General features: G+C 71.0%; 11 protein-coding genes. 7 read left to right on the top strand and 4 right to left on the bottom strand.

Annotation, left to right across the window (positions count from 1 at the left end):
• Positions 1–81: 81 nt before the first annotated feature.
• From ABEA43_RS53470 to ABEA43_RS53460, 3 genes are read left to right on the top strand one after another with little or no spacing between them, the layout of a single operon-like run.
• A complete protein-coding gene (locus ABEA43_RS53470) occupies positions 82–1455 on the top strand; it encodes an MFS transporter (RefSeq protein ID WP_345574470.1) in 1374 nt (457 codons plus the stop codon).
• Entirely contained in the window at positions 1452–1784 is a 333-nt protein-coding gene (locus ABEA43_RS53465; protein ID WP_345574468.1) for a nuclear transport factor 2 family protein, read from the top strand. Before ABEA43_RS53470 ends, ABEA43_RS53465 begins: the two co-directional genes overlap by 4 nt.
• On the top strand, positions 1781–2917 hold the full coding sequence (locus ABEA43_RS53460; RefSeq protein ID WP_345574466.1) for a GDSL-type esterase/lipase family protein: 1137 nt from the start codon (positions 1781–1783) through the stop codon (positions 2915–2917). The genes ABEA43_RS53465 and ABEA43_RS53460 overlap by 4 nt, the downstream gene beginning before the upstream one ends.
• 69 nt (positions 2918–2986) lie before the next feature.
• Here the strand turns inward: ABEA43_RS53460 and ABEA43_RS53455 are convergent, their stop codons facing one another.
• Positions 2987–3361 carry a winged helix-turn-helix transcriptional regulator gene (locus ABEA43_RS53455; RefSeq protein ID WP_345574464.1) on the bottom strand — a complete coding sequence of 125 codons (375 nt, stop codon included), beginning with the start codon at positions 3359–3361 and terminating at the stop codon, positions 2987–2989.
• A 138-nt stretch (positions 3362–3499) separates the two neighbouring features.
• Here ABEA43_RS53455 and ABEA43_RS53450 point away from each other — a divergent pair, with 138 nt between their 5' ends.
• A complete protein-coding gene (locus ABEA43_RS53450) occupies positions 3500–4333 on the top strand; it encodes an enoyl-CoA hydratase/isomerase family protein (RefSeq protein WP_345574462.1) in 834 nt (277 codons plus the stop codon).
• 308 nt (positions 4334–4641) lie between these two features.
• On the opposite strand, the gene ABEA43_RS53445 is transcribed toward ABEA43_RS53450, so the two are convergent.
• Positions 4642–6594 carry a hypothetical protein gene (locus ABEA43_RS53445; RefSeq protein ID WP_345574460.1) on the bottom strand — a complete coding sequence of 651 codons (1953 nt, stop codon included), beginning with the start codon at positions 6592–6594 and terminating at the stop codon, positions 4642–4644.
• A 45-nt stretch (positions 6595–6639) separates the two neighbouring features.
• Positions 6640–8091, bottom strand: a complete 1452-nt coding sequence (locus ABEA43_RS53440) for an MFS transporter (RefSeq protein WP_345574458.1) — start codon at positions 8089–8091, stop codon at positions 6640–6642.
• Between the two features lie 181 nt (positions 8092–8272).
• Here ABEA43_RS53440 and ABEA43_RS53435 point away from each other — a divergent pair, with 181 nt between their 5' ends.
• From ABEA43_RS53435 to ABEA43_RS53425, 3 genes are all read left to right on the top strand, one after another.
• A complete protein-coding gene (locus tag ABEA43_RS53435) occupies positions 8273–8914 on the top strand; it encodes a TetR/AcrR family transcriptional regulator (protein ID WP_345574456.1) in 642 nt (213 codons plus the stop codon).
• Positions 8915–9091: 177 nt separating this feature from the next.
• Positions 9092–9301 (top strand): hypothetical protein, encoded by a 210-nt coding sequence (locus tag ABEA43_RS53430; protein WP_345574454.1) that lies wholly within the window; start codon positions 9092–9094, stop codon positions 9299–9301.
• A gap of 364 nt (positions 9302–9665) precedes the next feature.
• Entirely contained in the window at positions 9666–13229 is a 3564-nt protein-coding gene (locus ABEA43_RS53425; RefSeq protein WP_345574452.1) for a protein kinase domain-containing protein, read from the top strand.
• A gap of 109 nt (positions 13230–13338) precedes the next feature.
• Here ABEA43_RS53425 and ABEA43_RS53420 read toward each other — a convergent pair whose 3' ends face one another.
• Complete coding sequence (locus ABEA43_RS53420; RefSeq protein WP_345574450.1) at positions 13339–14523, bottom strand: DUF2786 domain-containing protein; 1185 nt, start codon at positions 14521–14523, stop codon at positions 13339–13341.
• Positions 14524–14592: the final 69 nt, after the last annotated feature.

The following is a 14592-nucleotide window of genomic DNA, read 5'->3' as shown; positions in this document are numbered from 1 at the left end:
ACTCTACAGGGTTTGACTATTGAACGCCGTGCTCTAGGGTGAACGCCGTGTAGTAACTCGACGGCATGTAGGAAGGTATTGATGGAATCGCCTCGACTGCGCCTTGGGCTGCTGGCGTTGACGCAGCTCATCGTGGCTCTCGACTACAACATCGTGTACGTGGCGCTACCCGACATCGGGGACGCGCTCGGTTTCAGCCCGTCGTCGGTCCAGTGGGTGGTCAGCGCGTACGCGATCGGCCTGGGCGGGCTCCTGCTTCTCGGCGGGCGAGCGGTCGACCGGATCGGACCGCGCCGGATGTTCATGGCAGGACTGGCGCTGTACGGCGTCGCCTCGCTGGCCGGCGGATTCGCGACCGGGTCGGAGACGCTGGTGGCCGCCCGCGCGGTCCAGGGAGTCGGCGGTGCGCTGCTGACTCCTGCCACCCTCACGCTCATCTACCGGGGATTCGCCGAGGGACCGGCCCGCAACCGGGCCCTGGGCGCCTGGGGCATGGCGGGCAGCGCGGGACTGGCCGCCGGATCCCTGCTGGGCGGCGTGCTGACCAACTATCTCGGCTGGGAATGGGTGTTCTACGTCAACGTGCCATTGGCGCTGTTCTGCGCCCTGGCCGCACCCCGTTTGCTGCCCGCCGATCCCGGCCGCACCCCGGGCTCCTTCGACGTGCCCGGCGCGCTGCTGGCCACCGGGGGCGCCGCGCTGCTGGTGTTCGGGCTGGCCGGCGGTCCCGATTCCGGATGGGACTCGCCCCGCGTCTACGGCTCGCTGGTCGCAGGCGCCCTCTTGCTGGCGGTGTTCCTGGTGGTGGAGTCACGCACCCGCGACCCGCTGATCCCGCTACGGCTGGCGCGTGGCCGCTCCCTGGCCACCACCATGATCGTGATCGCCGTCTTCCAGGGCACCCTCGGCGGCGGCTACTACGTCCTCACCTCCTACCTGCAGCCCGTCCTCGGCTACAGCTCCCTGGAGGCGGGCCTGAGCTTCCTGCCGCTCACCCTGGTCTGCATGTTCGCCGCCGTGAAGGTCACCCCGGTGGCGCTCGGCCGCTGGGGGATCCGCACCACACTCTCGGTCTCGACGATCGGTACCGGCGTCGGCATCGCCCTCGTGGTCATGGGCACCACGCCTGCGGGCGGCTTCTGGACCCTGCTGCCCGGCAGCGTCGTCTGGGGGCTGTTCGGCGGCGTCGCCTTCGTCACCCTGTTCGCCTCCGCGGGATCCGGCATCGCGCCACACGAGCAGGGCGTCGCCTCCGGGATCGCCAGCACCGCCAAGGAGATCGGCGGCGCCATGGGCCTGGCCGCCATCGTGGCCATCGCCACCGCCTCGCCCGACCTCCTCGGCGGCCTGCACGTCGCCGGATGGGCGGCCGCGGCGCTCACCGTCGCCGGCGGCCTGATCGCCCTCGCCCTCGAACCCTCCCGATCCCGCACTCTCGAAGGAGCAACCGCATGAGCACCAATGACCTGATCCTCACGTACCTCGACATCTGGAACGAGCGTGACAGCGCCGCCCGTGAGGCGCTCATGACGTCCGTACTCACCGATGACTCGCTCTACTCCGACCCCGACTACGCGGGCCTGCGCGGGCACGCGGAGCTGTCGAAGGCGATCGGCAAGGCCCAGCAGAGCTTCGGCGACCTGCGCTTCACCCTCGGCACCGTGATCGGCACCCACCACGACCGCGCCCTGTTCACCTGGCGGCTCGGCACGGTCGCCACCGGTTATGACGTGGTGGAGTTCACCGGCGACCGCATCAGCGGCATCATCGGGTTCTTCGCATGAGCGGCTGGGGAGCGGCCTGGACGACCGCACCGCAACCGCCGGGCGCCGGCTTCGGGCCCAACTGGTCGCAGGAGGGCTTCGCCCGCCACACGATCCGCCAGACGGTGCGGCTCGGCATCGGCGGCGACACCCTGAGAGTCAGGCTGTCCAACCGGTACGGCACGGCGCCACTCCGCATCGCCGGCCTGACCGTCGCGACCGGCGCAGGCGGCGCCGAGGTCAAGCCCGGCACCCTGCGTGAGGTGACGGTGGCCGGTGACCCGGCCTTCCTCATCCCCGCGGGGGCCGACCTGGCCACCGACGGTGTGCCGTTCCGCACCGAGGCGCTGGACGCGGTGACCATCACGATCTATCTGGCCGAGCCGTCAGGACCGGCGACCTACCACACGCAGGCGCTGGCCACCACGTATCGGGCGGCGGGCGACCACCTTGCCGACCATGGTGGTGTCGCCTTCGCCGAGACCTCACAGTCCTGGTACTACCTGGGTGGCGTCGACGTCGACGCGACCGCGGGCGACGGCGTCGTGGTGTTCGGCGACTCGCTCACCGACGGGACGGGCAGCGCCCCCGACACCGACCACCGCTTCCCCGACCTGCTGGGACGGCGGCTGGTGGGGCGTGCCGTACTGAATCAGGGCATTGGCGGCAACCGGGTGACGGTCGACTCGGCCTGGCTGGGTGAGCGGGCCACCGCCCGATTCCAGCGCGATGTGCTGGACCTGCCAGGAGTGAGCACAGTCCTCATCCTGGCCGGGATCAACGACATCTCCATCAGCGAGGTGGCGGAGAGCTCGCCGTTCCCGCAGTTCGCGCCCTACACCGAGGTCTCGGCGCAGCAGGTCGTCGCCGGGCATCGGGACCTGATCAGGCAGGCGCGCGGCGCCGGGCTGCGCGTGGTCGGCGCCACGCTGCTGCCCATGCGTGGCTCGGCGTTCTCCACCATGCGCAGCGAAGCAGAACGGGCCGAATTCAACGCCTGGATCCTGGGGTCTGGGGAGTACGACGCCGTCATCGACCTGGCCGGGGCGATGGGCGAGGTGCTGGATCCCGTTCACGACTCCGGCGATCACCTGCACCTGAGTGACGCGGGTTACCGGGCGATGGCCGCCGCCGTCGACCTGTCGCTCCTTTGAGGCCGGCCGCGCTACCCGCTGCTCTCAGGAGCCTTCGGGTAGCGCGCCGAACTCAGCCAGGCGGAGTTCTCAGCTCTGGATGCGCCGGTCGTACACGCTTTGATGCCTTTGGATCTCGTCTGCGTTGGCGACCGTCCAGTCGTACAACCGGCCGAACGGCTCCCGCAGCGATTCGCCGAGCGGCGTGAGTGCGTACTCGACCCCGACCGGCGAGGTGGGGAGCACGCGGCGTTCGACCATGCCGTTGCGTTCCAGGCGGCGCAGGGTCTGGGTGAGCACGCGCTGGGTGACTCCCTCGAGCCGGCGCTTGATCTGGTTGAACCGCCTCGGCTCGGCCAGCACCGCCATCGTCATCATCGACCACTTGTCCGCGATCTGGTCGAGGATCGGACGGGTCGGGCACTCGGCGCGGAAGACCCACTCCGGCTCGATGGTCTCGGTCACGCTAGGTATCCTCCGCGATGCTTGAGATGCCCAAAGTGCGTTATTGACGCCCTATGGTGGCCACCCAATCATAGGTATACATCAGATACCTAGCGGCGCGGCGGCCCCTATCGCCGCCTCCGGAGCGGAGTTCCCGGCGTGAATCAGCCTGCCTTCCCAACCCTGCGCGTGACGCGCGATCGCGGTGTCGTCAAGGTTGTCATCGACAACCCGCCCGTGAACGTTCTCAGCCTGGCGATGATGGCCGATCTGATGACGCTGCTGATCACGTTGCGGGAGGACGAGACGGCCCAGGTCGTCGTGTTCGAGAGCGCCGACCCGGAGTTCTTCATCGCCCACGTCGACATGACGCTCGTGGACGACGAGGACGCCGCCGCCGATCCGACCGCCGGGGCGCCGGCTGGGCTCAACGTCTTCCAGGCGCTCGGCGAGGCCCTGCGCACCCAGCCCCAGGTGACGATCGTCAAGCTGGCCGGGATGGCTCGTGGTGGAGGGGCCGAGTTCGTTGCGGCGGCCGACATGAGTTTCGCGGCGATCGGCCGGGCCGGGCTCGGCCAGATGGAGGTGCTGGGCGGCATCGTGCCCGGTGGCGGCGGCACGCAGTACCTGCTGAACCGGGCCGGCCGCAACCGTGCTCTGGAGATCGTCCTCGGCGCGGAGCTGTTCGACGCGCAGACGGCCGAACGCTACGGCTGGGTCAATCGCGCGCTGCCGGCCGACGAGATCGACGCGTTCGTCGACCGGTTCGCCCGTAACATCGCGGACCTGCCGGACGGCGCGATCGCGGCCGTCAAGAGTGCCCTGCCGCCGCAGGACATGGCCACCGGGATGCTGCGCGAGCACGAGGCATGGGCGAGTCAGTTCGCCCGGCCCGCCGCGGAGAAACGGCTGCGTGGCGCGCTCGCGGCCGGCGCCCAGACCCGCGACGGCGAGCGGCGCCTGGAGCAGCTGCTGCGCTCGGTCGCGCTTTGAGCAACCTCAGCCGCCTGGCGGCCTGGTCGGGGCCGTGGTCCAGGACGGCGACACCGGCGCGACCACCAGGCGCGCCGGCTCGTGGGAGGCGACGGCGGGCGCGGCACGGTGCGCGAGCCGACGGAGGGTGAGGGCAGAGCCGGCGATTACGGCGCCTGATCAGCGTGCCGCCCGGTCCACGATCACCGTCCGGTCATGCGGATGGTCAGGCGGGCCAGCGGGGAGACGCACTCCCGGAGCCGCCGCTGCTCGTCGGAGCTGAGCGCTACGGCCGCCTGAGATCGACGGCTTCATGAACCGAGATCCCTTCAGGCGACGACGACGCGGGCGCGGGCGAGGTTGTACAGGCGGCCGAACGGCGTGTGCGGGTCGCCGTCGCGGTGCGAGGCCACGCGCACGGTCACGAAATGGGTGCCGGGCTCGTGGAAGGTGTGGCGGCGTTCCAGTGTGACCCGCTGCGCGGGATCCGGCCTGTCCACGACGGCGAAGGAACCGGAACCGTCGAGATCCCACTCGGCCGAGACGACCGTGCCGGCTCCGGGAGGCGTCTCCAGTACGGCTCGCAGCAGCACCTCCCGCCCCGCGCGGGTCTCGCCGTCGGCGGTGAGCGCAGCCACCGGCTGGACGCCGTGCCGCTCCCGCGCGGCGGCGGGCACGTGCACCTGCCCCTCAACCACGGTGTACGTGGTGCCGGGTGCGGGTGCGCGGCCGGTCTCGGCCCACGCGCTCACCTCCCGCAGCGCCTGGTGCAGCACGCCCAGGTAGCTGACGGTGTGCGCCGGGTCCTCCTGGGCCTCGTCGTCGCCGTGCAGGGCGTTGTCGACGTACCAGAGCCGGAAACGCTCGTCGGTCGCGTCCCCGAGGTGCTCACGGACCTTCGAGTGGTACCAGTCGGCCTGCCAGGGGAACGCCTCCCTGTCCAGGAGGCAGGCCACCACGATCATCTTGCCGGTGAAGCGGCCGGTGGGGATGTGCCCGGCGGCGCCCGCGGTGAAGATCGGCCCGGCCAGGAACGGCCGCTGGGGATACAGAGGCGTCCCGTCGGGGCCGCGGAACTGGTCCCAGACCGGGAAGTCCGGGCCGGGCACCTGGTGGCGGTGGTAGGTCTGCGCGGCGAGGAAGTTGCTGTTGTCGATCTCGACGTCGTCGCCGGGGCGGATGCGGCCGCTCACGTCGGGGGAGTCGAGGACCGCCACGTCGCCGCGGATCTCCTTGAGACACAAGCGCAGGCCACCGGCAGTGAGGTCGGCGTCGGCGACGTCGGCGTCCGGCGGGGTGGACAGCCGCAGGGCGATCACGGTGTCGTCGCCGCTCGCCGGTCCCTTGAAGGACTCATCGACGCCGCCCTGCGGCCCCGCGGGGCTGAGGCCCAGCTCGGCTGCCAGCGGGTCGCGGCTGGTGATGACCGCGGCGACCTGACAACGGTGACGGACCCGGGCGCGATGAATGGAGGAGGCGGGGTCGGCGCCGAGGTGGCCCTCGGCGGTCCAGAACTCCTCGAAGTAGCCGGGGTCGAGGACGACCAGGCCGGGGTAGACCGCGCTGAACGCGTGCGAGCCCATCGTGCGATGGCCGAACCAGGAGCGTGGCGGGAAGCCCATGCGGGTGACCTCCCGCAGGGCCGCCTGCTCCTCGCCGGTCAGGCCGTCGTACATGTCCAGGCCGGAGCCGGGCTCGACGGCGTCGGCGATCCGGTCGAGCTTGTCGCGCAGGACGCGCTGGGCGTGCATGCGGACGCTGAACACGTTGGGGATGGCCAGCGGGCTGCCGATGACGTAGGGGACGAAGCCATCCCATACGTCCTCCGTGTTCTCGGCGCCGCCGATGGTGCGGTAGCCGCCGCCGCTGCCGCCGTAGGCGTACCCGTAAGGCCGGTGCTCGCCGTAGACCTGCTGGGCCACCACCCGCGAGTACTGCGCCGCGGCGGCGTTGGCACGGTAGGCGGCGATGCTCGGATCGGCGTCCGACCCGGGCCCGCCGGACGCGCCGCCGCCGTTGGTCTCCAGGAAGTAGGCCCCGCTGTCGAAGGCGAAACCGATCTTGTCCTCCTGGCCGGTCAGGCCGGGCGCCAGATGCTCGCTCTGCGGGACCGGGGTGATGTGCTGGAAGAATCGTCCCTCGTAGCGATCGGCGGGCGGGAAGTAGATCGAGAAACGTGTCTCGGTGCCCTCGAAGCCACCGTGCACGTACCGGTGCCGCACGGGGGCGTCCCGCCACTCGTCGACGTCCACGTAGGGCTTGCCGAATTCCACTGTGTTCACCTTTTCGAGTTCACCTTTTCGATGGAAGGACGCGCGCCGGCGGTGTCAGCGCACGCGTTTGACGGGGACGATGGCGACCGCGGCGAGGAGGATGAGGACGAACGCGAGCGCCCAGATCCCGCCGTAGCCGCCGGTGAGCACGACCACCTGGCCGGCCAGGATCGGCCCCAGGGCCTGCCCGAGGTTCGTGGCGAGGCTCGCCACGCCGAGGTCACGTCCGGCCGCGTCCTTGTCCAGGACGTCGATGAACAACGCCTGGTCCACGGCCAGGTACATGCCGTTCGCGATGCCTCCCAGCACCGTCTGGACGAACAGCGCGGTCAGCGTCGGGGACAACAGCGGGATGAGCATGGAGCCGGCCATCAGCAGCGAGGCCCCGACCACGAACGGTTTGCGCCGGCCGACCTTGTCCGAGATCCGGCCGGAGACGGCCAGGGCCACGAGCGTGCCGGGAAGCCCGGCGAGCGTGAGGAGCGGCACGAGGCCGGTCGCCTCGGCGGCGCTCAGCGCCGGGCGGATGTAGCTCTGCAGCATGAAGAAGGAGAACGTGACGGAGCTCTGGTAGCCGAAGGCGAGCACGACGCGGGCCAGCCACACCCAGCGGAAGTCGTGCTCGCGCAGGGGCGCCAGGAAGCCGCGCAGGAAGTCGCTCCACCGGTGCGGGGCGATCCGCAGCTCGGTCGAGGGCCGGTCCGGGAGCCGCAGGACGAAGCCGACCAGCCCCGCGACCGTGAGGACCGCGACGACGAGGTAGAGGTCGAGCCCGAGCCGGGCGAACAACGCGCCGCAGAGCACCGCGCCGAGGATGCCGCCCAGGAAGGTGCCCAGGCCTCCGACGGCGGAGGCGGTGCCGACCATGCGCTGGGGCACCCGGTCGGCGACGGTGGTGTTCAGTGGCCCTTGGGCGGCGCTCAGGCCGACCTGGCAGATCGTCCACAGCAGGGCGAGCACCGCGATCGACGGCGCGAACCGCACCCCGGCCAGGAAGACGGCTCCGACGATCACGCCGAGGAGGATCCAGGGCGTGCGGCGGCCGTGCCTGGAACGGGTGCGGTCGGACAGGATGCCGATGACGGGTACGGCCAGCATCGTGCCTGCGAGCCCCAGCGAGGTCACCAAGGACAGTGCCTGGGCCCGTCCGGCGTCGAACCGGCCGAGAAGTCCCAGGAGCCGCTGCTCCTCGGCGGTGGCCGTCGCCCCGCCGGCCACCGCGTCCTTCAACCGGCTCAGCTCGGCGAGGTCCACACCCGCGTCCGGCCCCGTGAACCAGCGTGCGAACTCCAGGGCCTGCACGTGGTTGGGCAGCAGGATGCCCATGATCGAGCCGAACGTCAGGAGGAGGGAGAAGGAGGCGACGCCGTACCACGTCAGGTAGCGCCGCAGCGGCCGCCCGCCCAGGTAGGTCTCGGACATTCCAGGTCGAGCCGGTTCGGCGACGTCCGGCTGGCCGGCCGCCGGTGCCGCGCCAGGATCATCGCCGATCGGTGTGTGCATCATCGTGGAGCTCCTGATGCTGAAGAGGGTGTACGCGCGCGGCGCCACCCAAGGTGCGGCTCGCGAAACATGAGTGGAACAGAGATTAGACTGGGATGACCCGAACGTAAATAGGGATTTCGTTCCTCCGATGAGATCTAATCCTCATATTCACTCGACTTATGCGTGATCGTAGAGTTGCCTCATGACCACCGCCGCGCCCAAGAGCCGCGGGCCGTACGCCAAGTCGGCCAAGCGCCGTCAGGCCATCGCTCGTGCCGTGCTGGACATCGTCCGCGAAAAGGGGCATGGCCACCTCACCACCGCCGAGGTGGCCGGCCGCGCGGGGACGGCCGAGGCGACGGTGCTGTACCACTTTCCGAGCAAGGATCACCTGCTCGTCGCGGCCCTTCAATGCGCCGACGACGAGGCGGGCGAGCGGTTCCGCATCGGTGAGTGGGTGCTCGACCTCGACGAGCTGCGAGCGGCGGCACGCGACGTCCCGCGCCACGAGAACACCATGCGGCTGTACGTCACCCTGGCGGGGCACGCGGCCACGCCGGGTCATCCCGCGCAGGAGTTCTTCGCCGAGCACTACCGCAAGTCGGTGGCGGGCTTGTCCCAGGTCATCGAGCAGCGGCAGGCGGCCGGGCTGGCGCACCCCGGCCTGGACCCGGCGGAGGTGGCCCGGCAGGCCATCGCGGTCTGGGACGGGCTGCAGACGCAGTGGCTGTCGGATCCAGTGTTCGACCTGGGTGAGGCGATCGTGGCCGCCTTCCGCCGCCTGACCGGCCAGAACTGGATGGAGGCCCGCCAGACTCTCCTGGACCCGGAAACCGGGCTCTGACCGGCCTGCGCATCACGGCCGGGCTGATCCCTGCCGCGGGGTGGTTGCGGGAACCGGGCGTACGGCCGCCGAAAGGTCACGCCGCACGCTACGGCTGGTCTGGGAAGGACCATTGAGGGTGGCAAGACCCGGCGGACGGTGAGACTGTAGGGGCAACGTGACCTGCTGGAGGAGATCGTGGCGCACTCGGAACTGAACACGGACATGATCCTCGCCGCCATCCGGGACCATGGAGCCGCCGCCTATGACGTCCTGGTCAAGAAGTTCCCGTCAGACGCGGTGATCGCAGAGTTCACAGACGCAGCCAGGTCGGGTTTCACCACCTTCGGCGTAGCAGTGCATCTGGCGGAGCTGACGGACAAGGGAAACAAGCGGCTCGCAGGATAGCCTGCCGCGCTCTGCACAACTTCCACGTTCACGACGTGCGGTTCCAGGTACTGACGGTCGATGGCGAGGAGCCGGAGCCATCCCTGCGCGGCTGGAAGGACACCGTGCTGCTGGCCCAGGGGAAGCACGGTCGACCACTCCTGAATGACCAGGCCCCCCGCGTCTGCTTCCGCGTCGGCCGCGCAGGCTCAGGACAAGCAGTGCGGTGCCTGACCACGACGCCGTCGCGGGGCCGGCGGCCGGCGTTCATGGCGGCCCGCCGCCGCCTGACCATGCCGCGCCTATGGCGGGCTGGCGGCGTTCCGGACCGGGCGACGCCGACATTCTCCAGAACTTTCGCCACAAGAAGCGCATCCAAGCTCCCGTGAACGTGTTGTTGGATGGGGACCCTCAGCGTCTCGGTGACTACTGGCTGGCAGGACGGCTCGGCGCGGGCGGGCAGGGCGTCGTCTACGAGGCCTACGGTCAGGACGGCAGGCGGGTGGCCATCAAGGTCCTGCACGGTGATCAGACCGCCCAGCTCGCCAGGGAGGTGAGCGCCGCGCAGCGGGTGGCCGCCTTCTGCACCGCACCGGTCATCGAGGCCGTTCTGGAGGGGCCCAGGCCGTACATCGTCAGCGAGTACGTCCAGGGCCCGAGCCTGCGCCGGGCCGTCGCGGAGGGCCGCCGGTTCACCGGCGGCGACCTGCACCGGCTGGCCACCGCCGTGGCCACCGCGCTGACCGCCATCCACGACGCCGGCGTCATCCACCGTGACCTCAAGCCGGACAATGTGCTGCTCGGCCCGGACGGGCCCCGCGTGATCGACTTCGGCATCGCGCGGACCGCGGAGATGTCGCTGACCGCGACAGGCATGGTCGCCGGCACCCCCACCTACATGGCGCCGGAGGTGTTCACCGGGCAGCGGGCGGAGATGTCCGCCGACGTGTTCGCCTGGGGTGGCATCATGCTCTACGCCGCGACCGGCGCGGACCCGTTCGAGGCCGAGAACCTGGGCGCGGTCATGCACCGGGTGCTGTCGGTCAACCCTGACCTGAGCGTGCTGCCCGGCTCGATGCGGCCGCTGGTGGCCGCCGCGCTGGACAAGGATCCGCAGTTCCGTCCCACCGCCCGCCAGTTGCTGCTCGCCCTGATCAGCGGGCAGGACGCGGGGCTGGACACCTCGCACCTGCTCGCCCAGGGCGACCGGCAGGCCGCGGGCATCTCGTTCGAGGCCGCCGATCCGGCGCTCGGCACGCTGGCCGAGGAGGCGTACGCGCTGCTCGGCGCCGACGAGCGCGACCTCGCGCCCGAGGTCTTCCTGCGCCTGGTCACGGTGGGGGAGCGCGGGACCCTGTCGGTACGGCACGCCGCGCTGTCGGAGCTGATGGAGGGCCGGCCGGTGCCGGAGACCTCGGCGGTGGCGAGGATCCTGGAGGTCTTCGGCTACCTGCTGGGCCGCGACACCGAGGAGATCTGGCTGGCCAGGCCGGCGCTGCCGCACGCCTGGCCCCGGTTCCGCCGCTGGATCGAGGCCAACCGGGACGGGCTCGCCGTACACCGGGAGATCCTCGCCGCCGCCAGGCGGTGGGACCGGGCCGGACGCAGGGACGGGGACCTGTTCCAGGGCCACAGCCTGGAGAACGCCCTGCAGTGGGCGGCCACCGCGCGCCGGAACATCACCCTGTCGCCGACCGAGCGGGATTTCCTCGAGGCGGCCGCGTACCTGACCAGGCGCAAGACCAGGCGGAACCGGCTGTTCACGCTCAGCCTCGGCGGGCTGCTGGTGATCTCGCTGGTCGCCGCGGGGCTGGCCGTGCAGCAGAGCATCGTGGCCGACGAGCGGGCCGAGGCGATCGCCGCCCAGCGCGACAAGGCGGAGGGCGAGCGGCTCGCCCAGGTGGCGGGCACGCTGCGGCAGAGCGACCCACGGGCGGCACTGCAGCTCAGCGTCGCGGCGTGGCGGCTGGCCAAGTCGCCGCAGGCCAGGGCGGCGCTCATGGCTTCGGTGGCGCAGCGCGAGGTGGGCACGTTCAAGGATCCGGACGCGGCGGGCGATACGGTCCGCGCGCTGAGCCGAGACGGAAAGACCCTGGTCAGCGTGAGCGGCGACGCGATCAGGCTCTGGGACGTGACCACCGGCAAGCGCGCGGGCGGGGTCGCGAAACTCGGGCTGGGGGACGAGCGGCTGGTGTCGGCGGCCTTGTCGCCCGGCGGCCGGGACGTTCTGGTGACCACGGCCAAGCGGCTGATCGTGTGGCGGCCGGCCACCGGCAAGGTGGTGGACAGCTGGCGGACGCCACCGGAGGGGGAGGTCTACGCGCAGTACGGCACGGTGGACCGCTACATCATGGCCGGCTACGACGACGACTACGGTCGCGCGCACGACTTCGTGTGGGACCTGGAGCGCGGCACCCGTACGGCGACCGGCCAGTACGACGGCGCGATGACGGCCGCGGGCGACGCGATCTACGTGCGGGCCGGCGGCGCGAAGGGCCGGGTGGAGCGGCGGAGCCTGCCGGACCTCACGCTGGAGATGAGCCAGCCGGCCGCGTCCGCGTGCGAGTGCCGCGGGCCGCGGGCCCTCACGCCCGACGGCGCGAACCTGATCGAGGAGACGAAGGACGACCTGGTCATCGGGCCGGTCAAGGATCGTCCCGCGCGGGACCTCACCCTGCAGACCGGGATCAAGGCGTGGAACGAGGGCGAGGTGACCGTCAGCCCCGACGGCCGGTTGTTCGCCTCGGCCACGCCGACCCAGATCCAGGTGTGGCGGGGCTTCGACGAGCACCTCACCACGCTGTACCTGCCCACCGGCGGCGACAACGGCTCCGGGCGGGTGCAGGTCGGCTTCGACGGCATGACCATGCGCTACATCGGCGACGACCGCGTCTTCACGGTGAACCTGAACGACCTGCCCATGCGGCCGGGGCCGGTCACCGCGTGGTTGCCCTCCTCGCTGAGCCCGGGAGCACGGCACCTGCTGGGCGTCGACGGCGAGAACGGCGCCGTCTACCTGGGCGATCAGCAGAGCCGCCGCCTGTCGCCCGTGCTCAGGACGAGCGACGACATCATCTACTACACCGCCTTCAGCCCGGACGGCCGCCTGGCGGTGGTGTCCACCGCCCAGAAGATCACGATTCTGGACGTCGCGACCCGGCGCAAGCTCACCGAGCTGCGGCCCGTCGTCGCCGGCAAGTCGCAGATCACCGGCTTCGTCCAGTTCAGCCCCGACGGCACCAGACTGGTCGCCGAGCATTCGGACGACAGGGGCGACGAGCACAGCGTCGTGTCCGTATGGGACTGGAAGCAGGGTCGGCAACTGTGGTCGGCCCGCTTCTACAGCTCCACCAAGGGCTCGAAGTTCTCCCCGGACGGCAGACTGCTCGCGGTGACCGAGCGGATGCCGGCCGACGGGGAGGGCTACGAGCAGCGCCTGTACGACGCGGCGTCGGGCAAGAAGATCGGCGGGCACTTCGGCGCGAACGGCGCGAACACCACGATCATCGACTTCGTGTTCACCCGCGACGGCAAGTCGATGGCGCTGGTGGACGGACGCGGCCGGATCACCGTCTTCGACGTCGCCACCCGGCGTCAGGTCAGCCAGATCAGCCAGGGCGGCAAGCTCGCCGGCCAGGCCACGCTGTCGCCGCGCGAGGACGTGGTCGCGATCACCACGACGTCCAAGAGGGTCGAGCTGTTCGATCTGAAGGCGGGGGTGAGCCTCGGTCTCCTGGCGGACGGGGACGCGGGCGGGCTGGACAGGTACACCTTCTCCGCTGACGGGTCGAGTGTGCTGACGCTCGACCACACGGGGGCGCTGCACGACCATCCGGTCGAACCGGGGAAGATGGCCGCCGCGGTCTGCGCCAAGGCCGGGCAGCCGCTGTCCGCCGCCGAGTGGGGGCGTTATGTGGCCGGTGTTCCCTACCGGAAGGTCTGTTCCTGACGCTGCCGCGCCGGCCACATGTGCCACGTCCCGCGGGTGCAGCCGGCGAGGCAGCGCCGCGAGGTTGGATGGCTACCGCTAGGGAAGAGAGGCCCGCGGCATACAGGCGCTATCGGTCTCGCGCTCCGAGGCTGGCCTGATCGGCGGCGGTACGGCCGGCCGCCCAGCCCTCCCGGTCCCAGGACGTGCGGAGCGCGTGCGAGACCAGGTTCGGGAACATGCGCTCGACCGCCTGCTCCACCTCCTGTTCGCGGGCCGCCAGCACCGGCACCAGGTCGGTGCCCCGGCTGGCGCTCTCCTGCGCGACCGCACCCGCCGTGGCCTCGGCGAGCCGCTCCCCGATCCTGGAGGCGAACGCCGACAGGAACGACTGGCGGAACGTCTTGTTCCTCGACCGGCCGGTGCCGTGCTTCTTGGTGCCCGAGTTCACCAGCGCGGTCTGCGCCTGCACCAGCAGCGAGGTGAACAGCACCTCCACCCACGACAGGTCCGCCGAGAATCCCAGCACGGTGGCGAACCCCAGCTCCTTCGACCAGATCACCCGGCACCTGTTGGCCTCGGCGATGAGGTCGAGCAGGACGGCCTTGGGGTGCTCGTACGGCGCGTCGATGCCGACCCGGATGCCCGCCGGAGCATCACCTCCGCCTGGCTGCTCGTCCAGCATCGCCGCGTCGATGCTGTATTTCGCCATCAAGCTCTGCGCCGCCGACGTGAACGTCTCCGCCTCCGCCTCGTACGGCGTCGACTCCGCCTTGGCGAGCAGCGCCCGCACCCGCGTGAACGTCTTCTCGCTGACCGCGTGCGGGCGTGCCTGGACCGTACGGCGAGCGGCCCCGGGCCGCGGGCTCAACGACTCCAGCCGCGGCAGCCCGGTCAGCGACCCCAGCAGCTCCAGCACACCGGCGACGGTCCTCAGCCGGCTGGCACCGTCGCGTGCCTGCCGCGCCGCCAGGTAGCCGCCCTTCCACCACACCGCGGCCTCCAGGCCGGCGAGCTGGTCGCGCCAGCGCTCATCCACCGTGGCCGGCGCGTAGGCCCGCATCTCCCACGCGATGAGGTCGGCCGCCGCCCGCCCATGCCAGTCGGTCAGCCGCCTGGTCGCGATCCTGACCACGTCGGCGGGCTGCCAGCCGTTCCGCCACAACGCCGAGATCGCCCGGGTCACGACCTCCACCAGCACGCGATCGGCGTCGTCCCGGTCGGCCAGGAAGGCGGCGGCGGAGTCGAAGGCTGCCTCATCCTCGCGGGCAAGGGCCTCCATCGCCGCGCCGATCAGCTCGTTAGCCTTACTCACCCGTGCCGTCCACGTTGTAGAAAGTCCGCCAGAACCCTACCGCGACGGAGCCTCGTCCCCTGCCCAGAG

Source organism: Nonomuraea rosea (assembly GCF_039539705.1).
Taxonomy (GTDB): Bacteria; Actinomycetota; Actinomycetes; order Streptosporangiales; family Streptosporangiaceae; genus Nonomuraea; species Nonomuraea rosea.
This window is presented reverse-complemented; position numbering and strand designations above follow the sequence as displayed.